The sequence below is a fragment of the Bdellovibrio bacteriovorus HD100 genome, from assembly GCF_000196175.1.
GTDB lineage: Bacteria > Bdellovibrionota > Bdellovibrionia > Bdellovibrionales > Bdellovibrionaceae > Bdellovibrio > Bdellovibrio bacteriovorus.
Window position 1 is genome coordinate 2,808,299 of sequence record NC_005363.1, and the last position, 22,485, is coordinate 2,830,783.

Sequence of the window (22,485 nt, forward strand, 5' to 3'; positions counted from 1 at the left end):
ACAATGAAACAGCCACGCGATAGTTCATTTTTCTTTGCGAACGCAAAATGGAAAGTGCGGTATTAAGGCCACCTCAAAAGGCACCGAAATCTAGACCATGAAAGATCACCCGTGGAAACTGCTGAAGAAGTCAGATGGAAACACTCTGATCACGGTTCTGATAGGGCTGGGGCTGACGACTTTGATCGCCTTGAGTTTGGCTGATGTTTTCGCAGGCGCCTTTAAAACAAACAGGTCCATCACCCAAGCTGTTGAGGCCGAGCAGATTACAAATCTAATTCAATTATCGATGTCAAAGAAAGAGGCCTGTGAACAAGCCCTGTTACTGGATGCCGCCGGAACTCCACTTCCCTCGCGCACAGTCACTGAGATCAAAAGTTCCTTTTCTTTGACGGATTTAAGAATTCCCCAGGCCAGCGGCGGCAGTGTTTCGTTAGTTAAATCCCTGACGGATGCCGACTGCCAGCTGCCGCAGAATGCGGGGGCATGCAATGGAACCGTCGTTTCTAAAATCGAAGTTCGTCCCAAAAAAGATCCTGCAGGCAATGATATTTCTTCTATATCAAGTGACTTTCTAATTGGTGAGATTGCCGTGACCTATCGCAAGACCGGAGCCGTCACCGGAGCCTCAACCCTTACCCGTACCATCCCAATAGGCTTCAACGTAGACCCAGCCACTCAAAAAATCATTTCTTGTCAGGCCGGAGGTGGATCTACCACCGTGCAAATTCCGGGGGCCAATCAACCCACCAACTCCAACCCCAAACGTCGATGTGCAGCTGCTATTTACGCCGATCGTCCTTGGGCAAAAGAAAGATTATATTGTAAAACGCGTTGGGGTGGCGTTGCGGTGCTTTCCTGGGCTGGCGATAATTTAAAGGGACTGTCTAATTCGATTGCTTATTCCTCTCCGCATGGGGATAAACCGATGACTATCATTTACGATTCCTCGAGCGGGGCATTTCGGGATGCTCAGTGGGCCGATGATGGAGATGCTGAATCCTGCGTGGGAAAAAACTTAAAGGAAGTCGCTGTGGATGCAGAAAATCAGTGTGTGGATTAAACTCGTCAACCCGGCCCAATATCCACATTTATCCATGTGCGCCCTAATTTCATCCGAAAACCTTGTTAAAATACGCAGATCCTAGTCTGGTCGCCAGGGGCTGGGTTGAATATTCTAAAAAAGAAGACTTGGAGCCACTGAGTTCACCCAATTTGAAAGGGGGCTTTTATGGCGCGCATACTCATCGTCTACGAATCAAAATACGGTCAAACAGAAAAAATCTCTCGCTTCATTGCCGATAAAATGAAAGCTCGCGGACACAGTGTGGACCTTCTGGAGGCTCACGCCAAGAGCACAGACCTGTCTCACTATCGAACTATCATTGTCGGAGGCCCCGTCTATGCCAATGGCTATCCTCGGGCTTTAAGCAAATGGGTAAGAAATCATTCCGGTGATTTAAATATCAAACCGACTGCGTTCTTTTCGGTTTGTTTGGGGGTTATGCAGAAGGATCAAACCGTCCAAAGAAGTGAAGCCAGAATCGTGCAAGGCTTCTTCCGCAAAACAAATTGGCTGCCAAAGAAGTGGGCGATCTTTGCCGGAGCGCTGAATTATTCGCGCTACGGATGGTTCACAAAAAGAATCATGCACACCATCGCGAAACGATCTGGCGCTGACACGGATTGGAACCGGGACTACGAATACACAGATTGGAAAGAGGTTTCCCAATTTGCCGACGATGTTCTCGCAATACAAAACGAAGAACCCATGAATATGAATCTCGTATTTTAATACAGGAAGCTGAGATGATGAAAATGGTGATTCCGGTACGACTCGAACGTACGACCCTCTCCTTAGAAGGGAGATGCTCTATCCAGCTGAGCTACGGAACCACGGTCTCACTTGAAGTGAGGTTCCTTTATAGGGGTTTTACCCCGTGTTTTCAAGCACTTCTTTGGGCTTTCGGACTGTGGGGAATACTTTCCCCCCATCCAACAAGGCCCGACAAGGGCTTTGCGCTAATTTCTAATTTTATAGAAATATCAATAGCTTAAGCCAAAACCCAAGAATTCTTCTTTTCTGATCAGCGAGCCGCCAACAGACAGATTTTTTCCGCCAGTTCATAGGACTTCACAAAGGAAGGAATTGGCAGGAACTCGTATTTGGAGTGAAAATTCAAAGCGCCGGTGAAGAAATTCGGAGTCAAAATTCCCTTCGCGGAAAGTGCCGCCCCATCCGTCCCGCCACGCATGGGGATGACTTTGGGTTCTACGCCGATTTCCTTTAGTCCCGCAAAAATCAGATCAATCGCACGGCGGTCCTCGCCGATCGCTGAACTGATATTGCTGTAGGTGTCGGTGATCTTCAGTTGCACCCGGGCTGTCGGGTACTTGGCTTGAATCGATTCCGTGGCCTTTTGCATCTGCTCTTTTCGTCTCGCAAACGAGTTCAGATCGAAGTCCCGAATGGATGCCGTCAGTTTGGCTTCCTGTTGAGTCGCCATCATCCCGTTAAACCAGATATACCCCTCACGACCGGCGGTGTTTTCCGGCGTTTCAGCTCGATCAAAAAGTCCCATAAAATCCTGAGCCATCAGAATCGGATTTACCAGAACACCTTTGGCCGACATCGGATGAGCGGTCACTCCGGTGAAAGTCATGTCAGCCGTCGCGGCGTTGAAGTTTTCATAAACCACCTCACCCAATTCACAGCAATCAATGGTGTAGGCAAAGTCCACATCAAACCGGGACAGATCCATTGCTTTAGCCCCCAGCAGGCCAATTTCTTCATCGGGCACAAAGGCCACCACGATGTCGCCATACTGCTGGTCCTTACGCAGGTTCGCCAGCAAGGTCATCACCACACTGACGGCGGCTTTGTTGTCAGCCCCCAGAACACTGGTGCCATCGCTGAAGATAATGTCCTGCCCCTGGTACGGAAGAATCTCGGGGTGTTCAGAAACTTTAAGATAGATGTTCTCTTTTTTATTCAGACAAACATCTTCGCCGGTGAATTTCAGAATCTGCGGATGAATATGCGGGCTCAGTCCAACATCCACGGTGTCAATATGAGTTATGAAACCGATGCGCGGGCCGCCCTTTTTGGTTCCCGGCTTCACGGCTGTGACTGTGGCTTTTTGATCAACCACAATATTCTGCAAACCAAGGTCTTTCAGTTCCTGCGCAAGAAGTTCCGCAAGCTTTTGCTGCCCCGGAGTGCTGGGCAAAACCAGGGCATTGTCATCACTTTGTGAGCTGACTGCCAGATAACGAAAGAAACGATCGACCAGTTGTTTTTCAATTTGTTTCATATGCCGCCATTTTGACACAGGACTCGACCGAGCCGAAGCATTATCTCGACATTTTCCCCAGGTAAATATTGAAACCCCGTTCGGCCTGCTATGAGCTAGAACCTGGCGGTCATGGATGACCCAAGGAGAAGCCAATGAAAACAAAACTTATTCTTTCCGTGTTTTTGTTTGTGGGTATGGCGGCGACTTCAGCACAGGCCTGCAACGCCCCGATTTCATGTGTGATCAAAACTTATCTCGGTAACTATGTCACTGCCGTCGGTGGTGGTGGGCGCATTACCGACGTCATTCACACCGATGCGACCAAGGTGGGCTCGTGGGAGCGCTTTACCCTGGTGGATTCGTGCGATGGCAGCTCTGTTATCAACTATGGAATCAAAACGTCCAAAGGCTATTACCTGACAGCGGTTGGAGGAGGCGGTCGCATCACTGATGTAATCCATTCCGACGCCACACAATTGCAGGCTTGGGAAAAGTTCAAGCTGATCTCATTGGGGTATGGAGCCTATGCGATTCAAACCATCTCGGGTCACTATGTGACAGCCGTGGGTGGTGGCGGACGAATCACCGACACAATACACACCGATGCCACCCAAATTAGAAACTGGGAAAAATTCCGCTTTATCTGCCAATAACGGAGCACCAGCATGAAGTTGATTTTGATATTGATCACAATCGCCCTTCTCGGCTCACCGGGACAGGCGGCTGTCTGGACCGACACCAACCAATGGTCGGCAGAATGGGAAAACCAATACTCGGCCTGGGTGAAAAGTGAGTGGAACAGATACTTCTTTTCACGCAGGCTTTTGCCCAACGGACAGGCCAATCCCTACTATGGCCTGCGCGTGGATTGCGCCGACGCTGTTTATTCCATGCGCTTGATCTTTGCGTATGAACACCGGCTGCCTTTTGTCATTAAGGATCCGACTTATTCCAGTTCGCGGATCTCAAACAAAATGAGCCGCTGGGACCGGCTGCGCGAAATCGAACGCGTGCGCAGCTTCCTGCTTTATGTGCATGAAACCACCAGCACTCGGTCTTTGCCCGGGGACACCTATCCAGTTGCCATCAGTCGCAAGACGATCCGCTCTGGCGGGATTCTTGCGACCACCGCGGTCAACCACCACTCTTGGACCGTCAAAGAGATTCTGCCCGTCGGAGTTCCCTATCTTGTTTACAACTCGGTGGTAGGGTCCCACTCTGGATTCACAATGCAGGAAAGAAAGTCCTGGCCCAATGCCAACTGGGTCTTTGAAGGGAACTACAGTTCATCCAGCGGGGCGGGATTCCGCGCCTGGCGTCCGATTGCAAGCCTGAACCGACCGGTATGGGAAGTTCCGGGTTACAGCACCGAACAGTTCCAGATTTCATTGCAAAAATGGACGAAGACTCTGCAGTCCCGTCTGGCCACCCAGCAAGAGGGTGACACCGAAATGGTCAGCCGCCTGGTTGACAACGTCTGCGTGGGCTTTAAAGACCGGGTTTCCTATGTCAACGAAGCCCTGTCTTACAAACGCCAATACCCTTCTTGCATGTCGTATGAGGCCTTTGACATTTACTCCTCCCCCAGCCGGGATGAACGCATTTTCGATGATCTGATGCTGCTTAGACGCTCGTACAAGGAAATCCTGCAGCGCAATTCCGGCAGAGATCTGACATCTGAACAAAAGGACCAACTGGCAAAGATCTTTCCTTATATAAATCAAAGCCCCGCCAGCGAAGCCCGCCAGATGCCCGCTCAGAACATCACCGAAGATTCCGTCTGTGTGGTGAACTATCTTGCCAGTCGCAGTATGGATATGGCCGAATTCAAACGCCGGCTGTTTTTAGGCTGGCTTTCGAACAACCCCAATGAGCGCGGTGAATACCGCTGGGGCGTGCTGCGAGGCCCGTCGGATCACGCACGCTACTGTCCGTCCTGGGGTGGCTGGTCCCCGAGCCTGTGACCGCTAACCTTTGACGGGGCCTTTGTGCAAATTGACGTTGAATGAAATCACTTCGGTATTATAGCTGACATCGACTTCGTCCGCAGAGCGAATCGTCTGAAACAGCAGCTCAAGATGCGCCAGCAGGATATCACTTTGGCGCGGGGAGATTCGTTTGAAGAACGAACCGCGCTTGACTTTCTCCAGCTTAAAAAACGCCGCCCGTTCCTGGTCATAGACATCCAGCAGGGCGTAAATCTTTTTAATGGATTCCGTGCTGGCTTTGGGGAAGACAAACTCCGGGAAGGTCGCACTGAAAGCGCCGCCCTCTTCCATCAGCAGCTTTACGTCCTGCAAGTCCTGCAAAGCAGTCCCAAGATCCACAAAGCCATAGGCTTCGATCTGTGCTCTGGTCAATGGCGCCCGCGCCAAAGTCAGAAGCAAAAACAAAAAATAGTGATCGCGAGTCCTGCCCACTTTGGACACCTGTCGTTCGGTCAATTCCTGCTGGAAACCTTTTATGGAATTTTTTCCCGTGGCCCTGGACAACGGCCTCACTGCCGCATTCGGGGAAATAATACGGTCCATCTGCTTGGGGAAAAGCTCACGGCAATAGGCCGCAACCAATTCATCGCCATCCGCCTGAGGCAGCAATACCGCCAGTTGATTGATCACCTTGTCCGAAGGAGCAATCTGCCCGCCTTCGATCTTCATGTAATAGGAATAGTTGAAAACCAGGTCGGCCCGGCCCTCCAGGGCCATATAGAAAGAACGGGCACTAAGATAGCCCATCTTTTTCCGGATTGATTTAAGGGTTCCACCGACTGTTTCAGCCATGTTTCTCTTATCGGTAGAATGTCTAAAAATTTGAGAGATGCGCTGGCGTCTCATATTGAGATAGAAACTCAGCAATCAAAACGAACAGATCCCCGCGGGGATCCAATACATGGGGAATCACTATGAAAAAGATGATGATTGCAATGGGGTTGCTGCTTTCTGCTCAAAATGTCTGGGCCTTGACTGACACCAAAGGGGTTCCATGTGAAGCCCGCGTGGCCCAGATCACCAAGGCTTACTTCAATGTCGTGGACACCTCCAACCGCTTCGACTTTGTTGTGAGCAAAAAAGACAAGATCGAAGTGACATCCTATGATGTCATGACACCGGGGTCCTACAATCAAGAGTATATTGCCGATCTGGTGATCAAGTTTGACCGCTCCAACTATCGTTCGCCGGAAAAAGATCAAAAAATCCGTCTTAAGCTGACCGGAGAATTCGACTGTGACTATCTCAAAGTCCGCAGTATCAAATCTCTGGGTGGCGTTGAGCGCGTCGACTGACCGAACATAAAACAAGCCGGTTCCTGCGGGGGCCGGCTTTAATCCCTTACCAATTTTGCTTTTTTATCTCTGCCGACAGATAGTCAATGAACAGTCTCACTTGCGGAGCAATGAACTTTCGGTTGGTGAAAACGATATGCAGGCCGAATTCCGGCAAACTCCAATCAGACAGAACTTCGACCAGTCTCTTGGACTTAAGATGATCCTGCACCAGATACCTGGGCATCATTGTAATACCCAGATCCTGCGTGGCGGCCTCCAGCAACAAAAGTGTTTCGTTGGAACTGAAGGCGCTGGTGAACGAAAGCTCTTCTTGGCGGTCACCTTTTCTTAAGGAAAGCTTTGAATTTTTAAAGTGATCGTGGGCCATCAGACGGTGCTTGCGCAGGTCTTCCACTTTGCGGGGGGTGCCTTTGGCTTTCAAATACTTGGGTGTGGCCACCAGACAGCTGTGACAGACTCCCAATTGCTTTGAGACAATTCCCGGATCCAGGCTGTTGGTGATGCGGATGGCGAAGTCCACTTTCGATTCAATCAGATTGACCTGACGGTCGGTGACGACAAAATCAATCGAGATTTGAGGATAACGCTCCATGAACGGGGCAATCAGTTCGCGGTACTGTGACATAGCGAAGGAAACACTGGATGCGACACGAATCACACCTTTGGGTTCATCCAACGCAGATTTTGAGTTCACTTCGATATCAAAAGCGATGTCCTGAATCTGCCGGCATTTTTCCAAGTACATTTCACCACTGGAAGTTAATGAGACGTTCCTTGTGGTTCTTTGCAACAAACTGGTGCCGACCCAGTCTTCCAAAATCCCCACATAGCGCGTGACCATGGGCCGGGACATATTCAGATTGTCGGCCGCCTTGGTAAAGCTGCCCGTCTTGGCGACCTCTAAAAACACCTGTATTGCCGTTAATCTATCCATTGTTTCAATATATGAAACATTGTATTGCCAGCAAAGCTATTTATCTGAACAAATCAAGAAACTATACTGAGAACGTACCTAAACACTTCCAAAGGGGTTTTCTATGATTCTCGTTACAGGTGCTACTGGCCAACTGGGCCAACTGGTGATTCAATCTTTGCTTAAAAAAGTTCCCGCCTCTGAAATTGCGGCCGCCGTTCGCAATGTGCAGAAAGCGCAAAACCTGAAAGACCTGGGCATTCAGGTTCGTGAAGCCGACTACAACAATCCCGAAGCCTGGACTGCAGCATTGAAGGGCATTCAAAAGGTTCTGCTGATCTCTGGCAGCGAAGTGGGTTCCCGCATCCAGCAGCACAAGGCCGTGATTGACGCCGCGAAAAAAGCCGGCACCGTCGAGCTTCTGGTTTACACCAGCTTGCTACGTGCTGACACGTCCCCACTGGTGCTGGGCCAGGAACACAAGGAAACCGAAAAAATGATTCAGGCCAGTGGCCTGCGCTATTCCCTGCTGCGAAACGGCTGGTACACAGAAAACTATGTCGGCTCGGCGAAGTCCGCGGTCGAGCATGGAGCCGTTCTGGGCGCCGCTCAGGATGGTCGCATTGCTTCGGCTTCGCGTGAAGATTACGCCGAAGCCGCGGCCCAAGTGCTGACCTTGCAAAATCCAAAAGCTGTCTATGAGCTGGCTGGTGACACCAGCTATTCCCTGAAGGAACTGGCGGCGGAGATTTCCAAACAGTCCGGCAAGGAAGTAAAATACAACAACCTTTCCGAGGCCGACTATAAAGCTTTCTTGATTCAAGTGGGTTTGCCTGAGGGATTCGCCGGGATTCTGGCACAGTCCGACTCTGCGGCAGCGCAAGGGGGCCTGTACGATGAAAGTCATGAACTCAGTCAGCTGATTGGCAGAAAGACCACACCGCTGGCAGTCACACTGGCCGCCGCGTTGAAATAAAAAAGAGACCGTTATTAAAATGAACAACCGGGACTTTAGGTCCCGGTTGTTCATCATCTTTGCTTGCAACACCTGTTAATAGAACATTGGGTGACCAAAGGTTTCTTCAGACAGAATGTTCAAGTAGCGCATCGCCACCGCCTGCGGGAACTCGTTGTTCGAGTTGTATTTGGCCTGATACTCGACGATCAGCTGATACTTCTGCTCGATGTCCATCATTTTGACTTCCACCTTTAAGGCCTGCTCGGCGATCATGAACGCGTAAGCACTCATATTCTTGTTGGTGTCTTTCAGGAAATCACCGTCTTTGCTGCCCACGTACATCTTGTAGTACTTGGTGCCCTCGGCGTCCGCTTCTCTGAAGGTCATGTTGGCCGCCGCCAGTTCTTTGCGATACTGATCCGGCGCATAGTCACGCACTTTGGCCATCATGGTCGCAAACAGTGTGCGACCTCGGGCATCCGCAGGCATGGACTGATGCTTTTTGCTGAAGTCCATTGCCATTTTGATCAATTCCGCACTTGGGAATTTTCTGCACGGCAATTCATTCTGGATAGCTACAATCAGCATGTCATAGGTTCCGGTCAGAAGGCTCTTATAAGCTGGCTCGGATACACCGCCGCCACGAACCGCATTGTACTGATCAACAAAGAAGTTCATCAGAGTCAGAATATACGGCGTGGATGTGAAAGTGCCGCCGGTGTTCATGGTGGCGATAAAGTCCTTCACCTGATCACGCAGCTGATTGCCTGCAAACTTTTCCTGAACTGAACCTGGAGCTGCTGCTTCTGCACGACCCACCCACAACTGCACTGGATCCAGCTTGTCTTTCAAGAGCGCATCAAGATTGCGCTTGCAGGAAAATGCCGGAATGCGGGACCCCAGGGCCAGACGTGGCGCTTCTTTGGTCGAGAAGGCTTTGATTTCCAGGGCGGCCTCACCACCCATGGCTTCAGCCAGAACCTCGATCGCGACGATTCCAGTTTTTGTCTGGAAGATTTCGGAGCTGATTGGCGCCATCGGCTCATCAACATTCACACCCATCAACTGACGAACCGGAACTTTTTCGTTCTTGTCCGTCACCAGTGACACAGAATAGATTTTCAAGCGTCCCAGTTTGGATTTTGCTTCGATTCTTACCAGCGGCAAAGTCTTGATCAAATCCAGACGGTACAAGTCCCCGCCTTTTTCCCGCGTCACCTGATCAATGCGCCCCACGCCCTCATACTGAGTTTCACCAGGAGGAGGAGTCGGCTCAGACGGCGGTGCCGGTGGCTTTGGAAGATCCGGCTTAGTGCCAACCTCGGGCGCCGCAAAGCTGATTTGCGCCCCTGCCAAAACGAACAAGAGTACTCTACTCAGTAACATTTTCGAACCCCTTTCACTATTGTGATTTTTCGTTGTTAAGTTTTCCTGCTTCTTTTTTGCTCCCACAGGAGCATGTATTCACATCTAAAAACGTCCATCCAAGTGCCGCAGAACAGCCGGGTTCTGTCCGTAGATATCATCCACAAAGCGCACCACTTCGTCTGAATTCATCATCGAGGTCAAATAGGCCGTGTACACCGGCATGCGCTTGTAAGACGGCACCGGAATCTCGGTGGGTTTTGCCACCACCTCTCCAGGCCGGGCCATCATCGAAGCTATCGTCTGACGGTCCCATGGAGTGTCCTCCAGAAGGTATTCCGCCAGATCCAATGGTTTTTCCAGGCGCACACAACCGGAACTGAGCTGGCGCATCGGCGTATCAAACAACTCGCGCTGATTGGTATCATGCAGATAAATCGCAAAGCTGTTGGTCAAATCAAACTTCAACACCCCCAGGGCATTTCCCAGATGTGGAAGCTGCCGGATGATAATATCCGGGTCCACCGTACCAGCCGCAATCCCCTTCCAGTCAATCGTGGTCGGATCCACCTTGCGGCGGAAGCCACCAACCCACGCCTCATAATGGTGGGAGTCAAAGTACTCCCGAATCTGCTCACTGGTCAGATCCTTCAGATCGTTGACCTTGTCCTCATAAAAAATCGTCGGCGGCACCACCCAAAATGGATTGATGATCACGTTGACGATTTCATCCCGCATCGTCGGAGACTTGCGCGCCGGGCGTCCGTTGATGGTGCGGAAGCTCATCACCCGGGGCCAGTCGGTCGACTGATCCATCATAATGAAATACGACATCGCCAGATTCACGAAGATGTACTTTTTCTCGAAATACTGTGGAAACCAGCGCATCTTTTCCATGTCCACCTGAATCTGGCGCACTCGGTCCATGCAAGACACACTCAGGAAAGACCAGACCTTGCCTTTGGGCGAAATTTCACCATCCGGTCGGATCCTCATATTCCACTGAATATCTGTCACAGCCTTCAACAGATCGCCATCAAAGCGATCATCCATGTTCCTCATCGTGTATCCCAACAGCGCCAGCCGGCTCTTGATCTCGCGAATCACCGGATGAATCGAATACAATCGCAAAGGTGTCGTCACCGGCACAATGTCCTGCCAGGTGCCATCGATACAGTGTGGATAAATCTTCTGGATCGCCGCCTGCACACCTATATAAGGAGCGTTCTGCGGAGCCACCAGATCCACAAAGCTTTGGGCATTATTGCCCGCCGCCAATGCGATCATCTGAAACTGTTTGGGCGTCAAAAAATCCCTTCGCACCAGCTTTACATCACGACCCGCATTCACCGGATCGACACTGCCAATTTGCAGGTCACGCAACATACGCAAAAACGCCTGGTTGGCCTGAGGGCGCAGAGTCTTTTCCAGATTCCCCCCGTTGCGATACAAAGTTTCCAGTCGATCATTCCAGTAAATTTTCGGGTTCAAACCATGCTTCCAGATTCCCAAAGCGGCCTGGCGCATTTCCGAAAGACTGAGTTGGCTTAATGCCGAGCTATAGTCAACGGCTGCGCTTGCGGTCGCGGAAACAAGCATAAATAAAGTAAGAACCAGTGACGACACTGCCACTCGCATGATGTATCCCTCCTTGGACGATCAAGTTGATAGGCTATTGATGCCGTTTGATTCTGAACGTTTTATTATTGGTTGCTAAAGAGAATATGAGTCAGTTGCCCAAAATCAGTGGGGCAACTGATGGATGCGTGGCGCTCAGCACGAGATGCGGGCCGAAGCGAGGTTATTGCTCGGAGTTCTTCTGTGGACGCAGATCTTCCACCGAGGTTTTAGTCTCTCGAGGAACGGGCTTGCGGCGCGGTTCTTTTTCCTCGTAAAAGTCCCCTAGCAGACGGCGCATGGGCATTTCATCCATGGCCTTGAGGAAGTCATAAAATTGCACCACACGATTCTTCAGTTGATTGAGCTTTCGGATCATTCTCACCCCTTCACGGAAAGGAACGCCCTCTCAGTCTAACTGTCGCCAAGCAATTTCAGTGAATTACATCTGACAAGTCACAGGATCTGGACTGCGCTCTGGTCCAGACGCGCAGCCAATTAAAAGTATACTTTGATTTGAGACGGATCAAAGGCCGTAGTAATCAAAAACTCTACGCACAAAGAAGAATTCACTTTCTTCCATATCCAGCGGATCCTCGGGCAGATACAGAGCATCTTCCTCTGAGTCGGCATGCATATTCTGAAGCTTGGCAGAAGCCATCTGCCAGTATCTCTCTTGCCACAAAGGATTCGTGACCCGGGTGAAAAGTTCACTCAGCTCAAGCCCGCGGCGAACGGCGTCCTTATTCATTTTCTTCTGTCCTGGAAGAACATAGTCCACGGCTTTAAGAATATCTTCGGGATTGATCATCTCCAAAAGATAGTAAGTGGAAACACAGAGCGCCAACAGATACTGGCGGTATTCGGCCTTGGACTTGTTCATCCATGCATCTTCACCGCCGGATCGATAAATGACTTTCATGCGCTCATAAGCCGGAGATAGTTTTTTACCCAGCTGATCGCCCAAAGCCAGATCCAGGGTGACCACCAGGCTTTCCGCAAAGTTCAGGTAGCGGCTGATGTCCCTTTGTTCCGTCGGTGCCGGAGGCAACAGACGCCAGATCACGCGGTGATTCTGCTCATGAAAAAGAGAGATTTCATTAAAACGCATCAGGGATCGAATTTCATCCAGAGGATCTGCCACCTCGTGATGAAAATCCCGGAACCACACAAGCTCGGCGGCTGTCGGAGTGAACTCGATATTGTCCTTGAAAAGATCCTGAGCACTTAGCGAGCGCATGGTCGAACACACTCTGGCGGTGAAAGCACCCCCTAAGGAAAGATAAAGCTCGCGGCTTTTACGATACACCGAGCTGGCATTGAGCATGGCGCCATCAAATGGATAGTCTTCCAACAGCACTTTTGTGTGCTTTCGGGACACAGGCTGCTCACCCAGGATTTGCAGATCCTTGACGAACTGATTGATCTCTTGTTGTGTTTCAGACACCGGCTTTTTAATACTTGTGCGTTTTGCCATGAGGCTACATTAATGCAGCCCCTGGTCTATTTTCAACTTAATGTAAAGGCGGCGTGCGAGAATCCTCGTCCCGGTCCCGCTTATAGCGAGGGCGATCGACGGATGTCACTTTTGAACTTTTCAAGCCGGCTTCGCGAAGTTCCTGTTGGACCTCTTTGATCGAAAGGCCCAGTCCGATGGTGGCGATACCCGCAGCCACCAGATCCACCCCCACCAGCGTTCCAATAGTCCAGAAGGCTGACACAGGGAACGTCGCCATAATCAATCCCCCCAAAAGAAGCGAAATCAAACCACTGCCCGCGAACCAGCCCCAGCCCTGAGTACGCTCTGTCACCGCGCCAATAAATTTCGTCAGCCCACTGGCGATCAGCAGAAAGCTGACAGCCAAGGTCAACCCCAGAGTGTTTTCAATCGGATTTCGGGCAATCAAAGCCGCACACACCAAAGCCAGACATCCCAACCCCAAATGAGGCCAGAGCTGCCCGTCCTTGCGCCCTTGGATACCGTACACAATCTGTGCTACCCCCACGCAGAACAAAACCACCCCCAGGACCATCACCGAAGCCAGCGTAGCCGCCGAAGCAAACGCCAGAGCTGTGGCCCCCAGAATCAAATACACACTCCCCAAAAAAATAAGCTGAGTTGATATTCTTCTCATCGCAGACCTCCCGCTTTTTTACTCAATATAACAACGACAGGAGGAGCGGTATTGCAGATTGTTGACACTGTCGCCGGCTCAGGATCATGACCAGGACATTCGCTGCTTCCAAAAATGGAAACGGGCCCCGACCCTTCGGCCAAGTCCCGTTTCGGACGATCCCTTTTGGAAAGAAAACTTAAAAGATACAAATTAAGAAAAATCCAAATTTGCGCTTCAACTCCAAAAGTACCGTTTCATTTATAGTATAACTGAAAACCATCGGTGCAGTGATTGTGCTGCCAACAAGCACAGCTTTTTATCCAAGAAAACTCAGATCAGACCTCATCCACCTTTATACCTTCAGCGGCCATAATTCTCAGGGCGTTGGTCGTAGGACAAGGGCCCTGATTCAGATGATAGTGGAAAACCATTTTACCCGCGCTGTCGATATCTTCGCGGAAGTGCAGATTCATCACGGAAGGACTGCTTTGCTCCAGCACGGTCAGCTCCAGATCATGGGTGGAAATAAACCCCAAAGAGGTCTTTTCATTGGCCAGAGTCTGAATCACGGCGCGTGAACCAATTTGACGTTCCCGGTTGTTGGTGCCGCGGAAGATCTCATCAATCAAATAAAGCACCGGGGTGTCCGTGGCCGCCGTCAGCAAAATATCCCGCAGGCGACGAACTTCGGCATAGAAATAAGAATACCCATCCCGCAGGGAATCGCTGACCTCAATGCAAGTTTCCACTTTCATTGGCACGGTCTGATAGCTGTCGGCAAAAACAGGCGCCCCCATATTGGACAGAATCTGATTGATGCCCATGGTGCGCAGGAACGTCGACTTGCCTGACATATTTGATCCAGTCAAAAGCCCCAGTGATTTACTGTGCGGGAATCCAAAATCATTGGCCACGGCCTTGTTGCGATCCAAAAGAGGATGGAAAACCTGCTTGCACTGAAGATTCATCGCACCACTCAGCACCGGATAAGTTTGTGTCTGATACTTATCAAAGATCAACAAAGATCCCAGAACTTCAAATTCAGAAAGCTCTTCCACACACTGCGGAAAGTCTTTCACCATTTTCTGGCGCAGACGCTCCAGAAAATAAACCGACGTCACTGTCCACGGCAGCATTGCATTCAGAATGAAGTGTAAAATGGGATTCGTTTGTGTTCCCACAAACCCCAGCACGGTATCAAGCTTCTGAGAGGTTCGAGAAGGGCGCACCTTATAAATCTGCCCGCACAGCTGCGCCAGGGCCGGACTGCTTTCACATTTTTTTTCAATGGCCAGAAACAGGGGCGCCAGCGCCGAAAGATGGTGGGACAGCCCTGTGCCTTGCATAAACGCCCGCCCCACCGAACCCAGACTGAACAAGCTGAGCAATGGAAAGGCCGCAAACAAAAATGACGGCAAAGCTGTTTTTGTGGTGACGGCAAAAACCAAAGCAAGCACCGTCAGAACCCATAAGACGAGATTCGCCACAAGCAGCTTTATAAACTGCGGGCCGACGAACGAATTTTTCAAAAACTCCTGAATCTGCAAAGTGGAAAGATTCAGCTCGTTGGAATTGGCCTGAATCCCCAGGCGCGTAAAGAACCAGGCCTGCGGGCGAAGCGCTTGAATCTGCTGCTGTCTTTGTTGCAACTGCTCCGAATTCAAAGGTCCGACACTCATCCAATGCAAAAGACGGCGCAAACCACCTTCCGAAAAAGTTTCATCCAGCACAGTCCACAGGGAGTGCGACCCAACCAACCCCAGATCGCGGATCATTGGATACTCTGCAGAAACTTCCTGAGCCTGCTTCCAACTTCTGCCGGACATCTGTCCCAGGCAGCGTTTTTTCTGGCGCACCACGAACTGCTGCAGTCTTTGTAAATGCTGCAGATGACGGGCGATATTTCGAGTCCGAACAACAAGATATATGAAAACCAACAGAACCACTGCCGGCACGGCAAATCCGGCTCGGGCCTCAGAATTCATTGACAGTGGAACCAAGCTGGCAAAGAAAAGAAGTCCGGCCATAAGACGCCCACTCTGATGACGTTGCAGTTTCGCCTGCCATCTGGCCAGCAGCAGATTCAAACGCTGCTCTTTACGGTGCAGGACCTGGGCGTTATTCAAAGACTTTGTCATAGTGCCGGAAACGGATGCTGTGTCTGTCATGCCCTAATGATGCCGACCCCATTCCACACAGGCAACTCCAAAAGAAAAAACCCACCTTCCGAAGAAGGTGGGTTCACACATATTTTTACAAAAGCTGGCCCAGTTCATCTTGAGTCACAACCGGATAATCCTCGCCGTCGACAATCGGAGTATAATCCCAACCATCGTCCGCAGGATCATTCTGTTCCGGCTCAGTCACAAGTTCTTCTCCCTCAGAAGACTCACCACCGGAGACATCTCCGCTGCCAGTTTCTTCACCAACGCCTGGCTCCTCTGGTTGTTCAACAACAGGCTCTTCAACAACAGGTTCGGAAGGTTCTTCACCACTGCCACTGCCATTGTCTTCTCCACCAGAACCGGTGTCACCGCCGCCACTGCTGCCATCACCACCACCGTTATCAACTGGAGGTTCCGGCTGCACAATCGGAGTTTTGTAAGCAGACTTCAGCTTCAGCACAGGTTTAAGCAGACATCCACCATTTCCCTGCACCACCACGGATTTCAGCGCATCGAAGTCCACCACAATATTGTAGTGATGACCGGCCTCAAACTGCACCTTATTGGTCAGAATGATCTTCACGCCTGTTTTCTGGGCACTGGGCGTTTTCAACTCGCAGATGGAATCATCGCCTTTCACTGCGTAATGCCCCGAGGGCTTAAGAACCAGCCGAATCTGCTGAATGCGAATGCCCGCCGGAGCCTCCACATCCTGCAATGGCAGGGTCACCCCATTTTGCAGCTGCAACAAGTCCACCGGCCCCAGGCCCTTTGCCAGAATCAACCTTCCAGCCTTGCCTGCTCCGGCGACCACAACTTCCATGTGGTCAATATCAACCACCACAGATTTGAGGTCCTTGTTGGGCGCATCCGTCAGATTGAAACTGACGATAGCCTTTTCCGCGTTGCTTTGTCCCAGCCCAGAGGCTGACGAGTCTGACGGGGACTCTGACACTTTCTGACTGCAAGCGGCGATCACCACCATCGCGCCCAGGCTTACGGTCTTCATGAACACATTTTTCATACTACCCTCCTGGCAGAATCTTTCCCTCAATGTACACCCCACGGCCAAAAAATCCTAAATTGCCCGAAGTGGTCCATTCATTCTGGGAAGGCTGTCAATGACCTGGACAGTTTCTGGAACATTTAAGCCTTCCGTAGGAGTGAAGAAAATGCCCTCACTCTCCCCGGTGGATTTCGTAGATCCATTCACATTGCAACCTATCGTTTGCAAAGCGGAAGTTTTAGTCCTACTGTGGCCGCATTCAATGAATCGGAGACGCCATGGCCCTTTTACTCGTGAGCATCTGTCTAGCCGCCGTCATCTTTTTGTATTTCAATAACAACCCTCTGAATCACTCGAAAAAATTTATCTTCAGGCGCTTCGTCAACTGGTTCCCCCTGGGCATGAGCTATGCTTTTCTATACATGGCCCGCTACAATCTGAATGTGTCAAAGAACGCCATGGGCGACATGATGACGAAAGAACAATTCGGGATCATCTTTGCCGCCGGAACCATCGTTTATGGTTTGTCCTTTCTGATCAACGGTCCCCTGGTCGACCGCATCGGCGGCAAAAAAGGCATCATCATCGCCACCCTGGGTTCCGCGCTGATGAATCTGCTTATGGGCGGCGCCACATACCTCTATCTCATGGGCCGCCTGAAAACCAATATGGTTGTGGCCTTCTCGGTTTTGTATGCCTTAAACATGTTCTTCCAAAGTTATGGCGCGGTTTCCATCATCAAAGTGAAAGCCTATTGGTTCCATGTGCGGGAGCGCGGAGTCTTTGGCGCGATCTTCGGAACATTGATTTCATTCGGTGTCTATTTCGCCTTCGACTGGGGTCAGGCCATTGTTGATGCCTCCAAATTAAATCCGGAAGGACCGCGCACGGCCTTCCAGAATTTTATTCAGCACATCTTCGCCATTGATACCGGAGCCACCGATGCGACCTGGCTGGTCTTCACTATTCCGGCCTTCATTCTGATCGTGTGGGCCCTGATCGACATGGTGCTCTTGAAAGACTCTCCGAAAGAGGCCAACTTCGACGAGCTGGACACGGCTGACGCTTCCTCCGGCGATGACGACGACGTCAAAATCACCCTGGGCTTGATCTTCAAAAAGGTTTTTGCCAACCCCGTGATGATCACGATTGCTTTGGTGGACTTCACCTCAGGAGTATTGCGCAACGGAATCATGCAGTGGTATCTGATCTTCGCCAATGAAACCAAAGAGACCAACCCTGCTTTCTATGCCGGATCTGAATTCTTTATCAAAAACTGGGGTCTGCTGCTGTGTCTGACCGGAGTTCTGGGTGGATTTATCGCAGGCCTTGTTTCAGACAGAATGTTCCAGTCCCGTCGCGGGCCTCCGGCGGCGATTAATAACTTCATCATGATTTTCCTTCTGATCGCGATGTGTTTCTTCCTGACTAAAAACCCCACCCTGTTCGGACTGTCTGCCGTGCTGATGACCCTGGCGGTGATCGGCGTGCATTCCCTGATGTCCGGGACTGCGGCGGCGGACTTTGGCGGAAAGAAAATGACGGCGACAGCTTCGGGTATTGTTGATGGCTGTGTTTATCTGGGGTCCGGCCTGCAATCACTTTCCATTGGCTACCTGTCGGCTAAGAACTGGCACTACTGGCCCCTGTTCCTGATCCCTTTTGCGGCACTGGGATTGTTCCTGGCTTTGCGCATGTGGAAAGAGCTGCCGGAAGCCACCAAGAAGTACATTCTGGAAGTGGAAAAAGCGGAGGCCCTAAAACAGCATTGACTCTCTGGTCCAAAGGCTCTTTTTGTTACCTTTGTGCTAGTGATTGTGAAGCCCGTCTCTGGTAAAAAGCTCTAAATTGTTCTATATTGAAGGCAGCAAAAGGAGCTTTATCATGGAATTATGGTTTGTACTTGGATTTTTGGCAGTTGCCGGAATCTCCGTGATCATCTACTTCTGCCTTATGGTGTTCTTCCCTGAATGGGTTGGTATCACGGGCAAGATTGCCCTGCGTGCCGAACAAAGCCACCGCGAGGGTGAATCAGAAGACACTGGCAACACTCCTATCAAAGGCTAGGTCGCAGTTCTTGCGACCTAGTTGTTTTTATCCCTGAAGGCCCCCGGACTGAACCCGGTTTTCGCCTTAAAGAACCTGCTGAAATAATTCGGATCCTGGAAGCCCAAAGCAAGGCCCACTTCCGCAACAGGCATCGATGTATATCCCAGATAGCGCTGGGCTTCGAGCAAACAACGGTCATGAATCATCTCGCGAGCAGACTTTCCCAACAGACGATGCACCCGCATCGTCAAAGCTTTGGGTGAGAGTCCCAGCGCTTTGGCATAGAATTCAACATTGTGCTGACGACTGAAATTCAATTCAATCAAACGCTCAAAGTTGCCGAGGAACGCCCCTTCACTTTTTTTGACCACTGTTCTGCCAGAAAGACGGAACAAGGACAGAATCAAAATATTCAAATGACTTTTCAGGGCGCTGACATACCCCTGATCCCGGGATAAAAACTCTTCACACATCTTTTCACAATAGAAATAGAACTCTTTTTGCTGAGCCGCTGAAGACAGCCTGAGGTGCCCTGGCAATTCATGCAGACTCTGAAACAGCTCCCGGTCCATCGCATCCAGATTCAATGACTCCACATAAAACTCGAGGACGTAACCCTTGGCCCCCTGCAGATCCCAACGGTGCACCTGCCCCGGTTTTACGACAAAGACCGACCCCGCCTTGATGGGATAAGTTTCAAAATCGATTTCGTGCTGACCTCTTCCTCCGGCCACAACAACGACCTGAAAGAAATCATGACGATGAGGAAAGGGCACCGCCGGTTTTACGCGACCCTCCAGACGCTCGGCGCGAATGTCACCCCGCTCAGCTTTGACCACTCCCAATGACTTCATGGGATGAAGTGTCTTTATCGGTCGAATCGCTTTCGGCATGTCAAATCACCTCTCATTGTAAAACCTCACAGATCCGGGTTTTATTTTGTCCGTCTTATCATAACCCCGGTATAAAAACTCATCAACCAATGGAGGGTATCACAATGAAAAAGTATTTTTTATCTGCAGCCATGATCTTCAGCGCCGCCAGCCCCGCTTGGGCCGCCGAACTGACACCAGGAAATCTGGTGGGACGCTACAAAGTAGAGGCCCGCGCCGGGTTCCAGAAAGTTTATGCGAATTTCCGCGTCGTCAACACGACCGAATTCGAAGTCCAAAGAACATATCCCAATGGAAATGTGGATGAAGTCTGCAATGGCACTTTCAATCTGCTCAGCAGTGTAAAGTGGGATGAGGAGTTCCTGATGATGGCGGCAAAGAAGAGTTTCAAAGGCAGCTTCACCTGCCCGAGCGACCGCTCCAAAGAAGTCAGCTTTAACATCGACTTCGGCACCACGACAACGGAAGACCTGGCCCGCGGCACCAACGTGACAGTGACCAGTTCAATCGCACCCGGCATGCGCCTGAATGCCTACGTGAAAAAGCAGTAGGCTCAAAGATCCCAGAAATAAAAAAGGCGCCCTCTTTCGAGCGGCGCCTTTTCTTTTGGCTGTTTATAAAAACTTAGATCGGAGTCACTTCTGGTTCAGAGATCGCTTCGATATAAAGCTTATCCACACCGACCTGTACGCCGATACCTTTCAGAAGTTGCAAAGAGATATTCATCGCCAGTTGCGGCAATCCCACTTTCACAGCCGTGAACGCGCCCACACCACCGATGATGGCTGCCTCGCCCTGTGCCACCAGGTATTTACCCAGAATCACTTCCGGACTGGAGTTGAACAGGCTGATTTCTGAAGAGGCCCCTTTAAGTTTGAAGTAGCCGATTCCGGCTGTTGCGCCAATCCAATGATGCCCAATCGTCACCATCACATCTTGTCTGTAATGGGTTCCCTTGATGCTCTTACAATGAAGCGTCCCGTAAGCCACAGTTTTAAAATGGCCGACAATAACTTTGATACCCTTGGATGTCCCTTTAAAGGTCATACCGCAACCCCACAGGCGATTCCCCATGATACTGGCATCATTGTCCATGGTCACCGCATCCGTGTTGGCCTGGGCAAATGCTCCTGTCAGACCGATCGCCAAAAATAGAATCAACTTTTTCATACTTTCTTCCTCCTTGTTTCGTACAATGAATTGTCCGCTGTTCTCTATTCGGAAGTAATTCGCGAAACTAGGCAAGCTGTCAGACGAAACACATATCTTTACCGGCAAACACCTGCGTTTTTCCATACTTCCTCTGGTAACAGCATGCTGGACTCCTGTTGTCAGACAGGATATTGTGATCTCTCACATTTAGTTACAATCCGGAGCACCTATGATTGAAAACTGCAAGAACTGGCTTTCAAAAGATGTCCTTCCACTTTGGCTGAACAAAGGGGTTGATTGGGAACGCGGTGGCTTTGTTGAATCCTTTTCTTTAGAGGGCGAACCTCAGGATGTTCCACGTCGTTCGATGGTTCAAGCCCGCCAGATCTACAGTCTGCGCCTGGGTATGGAACTGGGCCTTTGCGATCAGCAGAAATCGCGCAAAGCCATTGAAATCGGCGCGGCAGCATTGATCCGCAATTACTCTTTGCCGTCCGGCGGTTTCATCCACTCTGCCACCAAGGAAGGCGAAGCCAAAAACACCACGCCGGATCTGTATGCCCAGGCTTTTGCGCTGTTTGGACTGGCGCACGCTTATGCCGTGAATCCACTTCCCGAGTACAAAGAGCGCTCCCGTCAACTGGTTCAATATCTTTACAACGAACGCCATCTGCCCCAGGGCGGCTTCACCGAACTGAGTGACAAAGGTGTGCAGTACGAAGCCAATCCGCACATGCACATGTTTGAATCTGCCGTTGCCTGGATGGCTGTTGACAGCGATCCCCTTTGGAAAAAGCTGGCCGACGAAATTCTGAATTTGTGTCTGACAAAATTCATTGATCCCAAATCCGGCACTTTGGCTGAACACTTCAATGCCGACTGGTCGCCGATTCTGGAAAATGGCAAATTTGTGTTTGAACCCGGCCACCAGTATGAGTGGGCGTGGCTGATGGGCCTTTACCAAGGCCTTACCGGCAAAGACCTGACGGCCGTGCGTGAAAATCTGATTGTGCTCAGTGAAAAGCATGGCATCTGGTCGGAGCGCAAATCCGTGATTGATGAAGTGTGGAGTGATTTGTCAGCAAAAACGAAGACATCCCGTTTCTGGCCTCAGTGTGAACGCATCAAAGCGGTTCTGCAAATGGGTCTTGAAAAGAAAGACCAGCGTGCGCAGTATGCACAAGCTGCTGATGAAGCCATGGCGACATTGTTTAAATTCTTTGAGACCCCACAAAAAGGTCTGTGGTTTGATACCTGGCAGGAAAGCGGCGAATTCCGAATTCAGCCAGCCAAAGCCAGCTCACTTTATCACATCATCGGCGCCATCAACGAATACGTGCGCCTGCGCCCGCAGCTGTAAAGCAAAAACCGCCCTGCCTAAGGGCGGTCTATTCTGATCAAAATATCCTCGACGATACTTTCCACCGACGATCCCCGGGTCATGCCCATGCGGTTCAGAACCACAATACTGAGTCTGTTTTCAGGACAAAGCCTCATGCAGGAAACCGTACGCAGATTCCATTCCACATCCGGGCGGCGCGCCTTCAGTGCCTCTTGAACTTCGGCCAGAAAAAGTTTGCGGGATTCCACAGCACTGTCAGCTCTGGATTCCGTCGATCTGGCTATGCACCCTGAACAAATTTCAACATTCTGCTTCAAAAAAATCGT

General features: G+C 50.6%; 23 protein-coding genes and 1 tRNA gene. 10 read left to right on the forward strand and 14 right to left on the reverse strand.

Annotated elements, in window-relative coordinates:
- Positions 1-181 precede the first annotated feature (181 nt).
- Both BD_RS13260 and BD_RS17990 read left to right on the forward strand, forming a co-directional pair.
- Positions 182-1,063, forward strand: coding sequence for a hypothetical protein (locus BD_RS13260; protein ID WP_157865717.1), 882 nt, complete (start codon positions 182-184; stop codon positions 1,061-1,063).
- Between the two features lie 168 nt (positions 1,064-1,231).
- The gene (locus BD_RS17990) at positions 1,232-1,795 is read left to right on the forward strand and encodes a flavodoxin domain-containing protein (protein WP_011165280.1); all 564 of its coding nucleotides are present in this window, start codon (positions 1,232-1,234) and stop codon (positions 1,793-1,795) included.
- Between the two features lie 24 nt (positions 1,796-1,819).
- Here the strand turns inward: BD_RS17990 and BD_RS13270 are convergent.
- A tRNA-Arg gene (locus BD_RS13270) sits at positions 1,820-1,896 on the reverse strand.
- 191 nt (positions 1,897-2,087) lie between these two features.
- Positions 2,088-3,314, reverse strand: a complete 1,227-nt coding sequence (gene pepT, locus BD_RS13275) for a peptidase T (RefSeq protein ID WP_041583608.1) — start codon at positions 3,312-3,314, stop codon at positions 2,088-2,090.
- Between the two features lie 134 nt (positions 3,315-3,448).
- Between pepT and BD_RS13280 the strand changes: the two genes are divergently transcribed.
- Positions 3,449-3,949, forward strand: coding sequence for a fascin domain-containing protein (locus BD_RS13280; protein WP_038450143.1), 501 nt, complete (start codon positions 3,449-3,451; stop codon positions 3,947-3,949).
- Positions 3,950-3,961: 12 nt separating this feature from the next.
- On the forward strand, positions 3,962-5,260 hold the full coding sequence (locus tag BD_RS13285) for a hypothetical protein (RefSeq protein WP_011165283.1): 1,299 nt from the start codon (positions 3,962-3,964) through the stop codon (positions 5,258-5,260).
- A gap of 3 nt (positions 5,261-5,263) precedes the next feature.
- Here BD_RS13285 and BD_RS13290 read toward each other — a convergent pair whose 3' ends face one another.
- Entirely contained in the window at positions 5,264-6,076 is an 813-nt protein-coding gene (locus BD_RS13290) for a hypothetical protein (protein WP_011165284.1), read from the reverse strand.
- Between the two features lie 122 nt (positions 6,077-6,198).
- Here BD_RS13290 and BD_RS13295 point away from each other — a divergent pair, with 122 nt between their 5' ends.
- A complete protein-coding gene (locus tag BD_RS13295; protein WP_011165285.1) occupies positions 6,199-6,579 on the forward strand; it encodes a hypothetical protein in 381 nt (126 codons plus the stop codon).
- A gap of 46 nt (positions 6,580-6,625) precedes the next feature.
- Here BD_RS13295 and BD_RS13300 read toward each other — a convergent pair whose 3' ends face one another.
- On the reverse strand, positions 6,626-7,516 hold the full coding sequence (locus BD_RS13300) for a LysR family transcriptional regulator (RefSeq protein ID WP_011165286.1): 891 nt from the start codon (positions 7,514-7,516) through the stop codon (positions 6,626-6,628).
- Positions 7,517-7,619: 103 nt separating this feature from the next.
- Between BD_RS13300 and BD_RS13305 the strand changes: the two genes are divergently transcribed.
- Positions 7,620-8,471 carry an SDR family oxidoreductase gene (locus tag BD_RS13305; RefSeq protein ID WP_011165287.1) on the forward strand — a complete coding sequence of 284 codons (852 nt, stop codon included), beginning with the start codon at positions 7,620-7,622 and terminating at the stop codon, positions 8,469-8,471.
- A 75-nt stretch (positions 8,472-8,546) separates the two neighbouring features.
- Here the strand turns inward: BD_RS13305 and BD_RS13310 are convergent, their stop codons facing one another.
- The 7 genes from BD_RS13310 to BD_RS13340 all read right to left on the reverse strand — a co-directional run bounded on the left by BD_RS13310 (position 8,547) and on the right by BD_RS13340 (position 16,741).
- Positions 8,547-9,839: a beta-sandwich domain-containing protein gene (locus BD_RS13310; protein ID WP_226987827.1), complete on the reverse strand. Its 1,293-nt coding sequence runs from the start codon at positions 9,837-9,839 to the stop codon at positions 8,547-8,549.
- Between the two features lie 84 nt (positions 9,840-9,923).
- Positions 9,924-11,456, reverse strand: coding sequence for a L,D-transpeptidase family protein (locus BD_RS13315; protein WP_011165289.1), 1,533 nt, complete (start codon positions 11,454-11,456; stop codon positions 9,924-9,926).
- A gap of 163 nt (positions 11,457-11,619) precedes the next feature.
- A complete protein-coding gene (locus BD_RS13320; protein WP_038450157.1) occupies positions 11,620-11,814 on the reverse strand; it encodes a hypothetical protein in 195 nt (64 codons plus the stop codon).
- A gap of 147 nt (positions 11,815-11,961) precedes the next feature.
- On the reverse strand, positions 11,962-12,912 hold the full coding sequence (locus BD_RS13325; RefSeq protein WP_011165291.1) for a hypothetical protein: 951 nt from the start codon (positions 12,910-12,912) through the stop codon (positions 11,962-11,964).
- A gap of 37 nt (positions 12,913-12,949) precedes the next feature.
- Positions 12,950-13,570 (reverse strand): DUF308 domain-containing protein, encoded by a 621-nt coding sequence (locus BD_RS13330; RefSeq protein WP_011165292.1) that lies wholly within the window; start codon positions 13,568-13,570, stop codon positions 12,950-12,952.
- 317 nt (positions 13,571-13,887) lie between these two features.
- The gene (locus BD_RS13335; protein ID WP_011165293.1) at positions 13,888-15,720 is read right to left on the reverse strand and encodes a MutS family DNA mismatch repair protein; all 1,833 of its coding nucleotides are present in this window, start codon (positions 15,718-15,720) and stop codon (positions 13,888-13,890) included.
- Between the two features lie 85 nt (positions 15,721-15,805).
- Positions 15,806-16,741, reverse strand: a complete 936-nt coding sequence (locus tag BD_RS13340; RefSeq protein WP_050792928.1) for a DUF4382 domain-containing protein — start codon at positions 16,739-16,741, stop codon at positions 15,806-15,808.
- A 260-nt stretch (positions 16,742-17,001) separates the two neighbouring features.
- On the opposite strand from BD_RS13340, the gene BD_RS13345 reads away from it, so the two are divergent.
- Positions 17,002-18,495 (forward strand): MFS transporter, encoded by a 1,494-nt coding sequence (locus BD_RS13345; RefSeq protein WP_011165295.1) that lies wholly within the window; start codon positions 17,002-17,004, stop codon positions 18,493-18,495.
- A gap of 112 nt (positions 18,496-18,607) precedes the next feature.
- On the forward strand, positions 18,608-18,790 hold the full coding sequence (locus BD_RS13350) for a hypothetical protein (protein ID WP_011165296.1): 183 nt from the start codon (positions 18,608-18,610) through the stop codon (positions 18,788-18,790).
- Between the two features lie 17 nt (positions 18,791-18,807).
- Here BD_RS13350 and BD_RS13355 read toward each other — a convergent pair whose 3' ends face one another.
- The gene (locus tag BD_RS13355) at positions 18,808-19,626 is read right to left on the reverse strand and encodes a helix-turn-helix domain-containing protein (RefSeq protein WP_144313870.1); all 819 of its coding nucleotides are present in this window, start codon (positions 19,624-19,626) and stop codon (positions 18,808-18,810) included.
- Between the two features lie 143 nt (positions 19,627-19,769).
- Here BD_RS13355 and BD_RS13360 point away from each other — a divergent pair, with 143 nt between their 5' ends.
- Entirely contained in the window at positions 19,770-20,216 is a 447-nt protein-coding gene (locus BD_RS13360) for a hypothetical protein (protein ID WP_226987828.1), read from the forward strand.
- A gap of 73 nt (positions 20,217-20,289) precedes the next feature.
- On the opposite strand, the gene BD_RS13365 is transcribed toward BD_RS13360, so the two are convergent.
- Positions 20,290-20,835, reverse strand: a complete 546-nt coding sequence (locus BD_RS13365; RefSeq protein ID WP_038450166.1) for a hypothetical protein — start codon at positions 20,833-20,835, stop codon at positions 20,290-20,292.
- Positions 20,836-21,046: 211 nt separating this feature from the next.
- On the opposite strand from BD_RS13365, the gene BD_RS13370 reads away from it, so the two are divergent.
- Complete coding sequence (locus BD_RS13370) at positions 21,047-22,177, forward strand: AGE family epimerase/isomerase (RefSeq protein ID WP_011165300.1); 1,131 nt, start codon at positions 21,047-21,049, stop codon at positions 22,175-22,177.
- A gap of 17 nt (positions 22,178-22,194) precedes the next feature.
- Here BD_RS13370 and BD_RS13375 read toward each other — a convergent pair whose 3' ends face one another.
- Positions 22,195-22,476, reverse strand: coding sequence for a hypothetical protein (locus BD_RS13375; protein WP_011165301.1), 282 nt, complete (start codon positions 22,474-22,476; stop codon positions 22,195-22,197).
- Positions 22,477-22,485 lie beyond the last annotated feature (9 nt).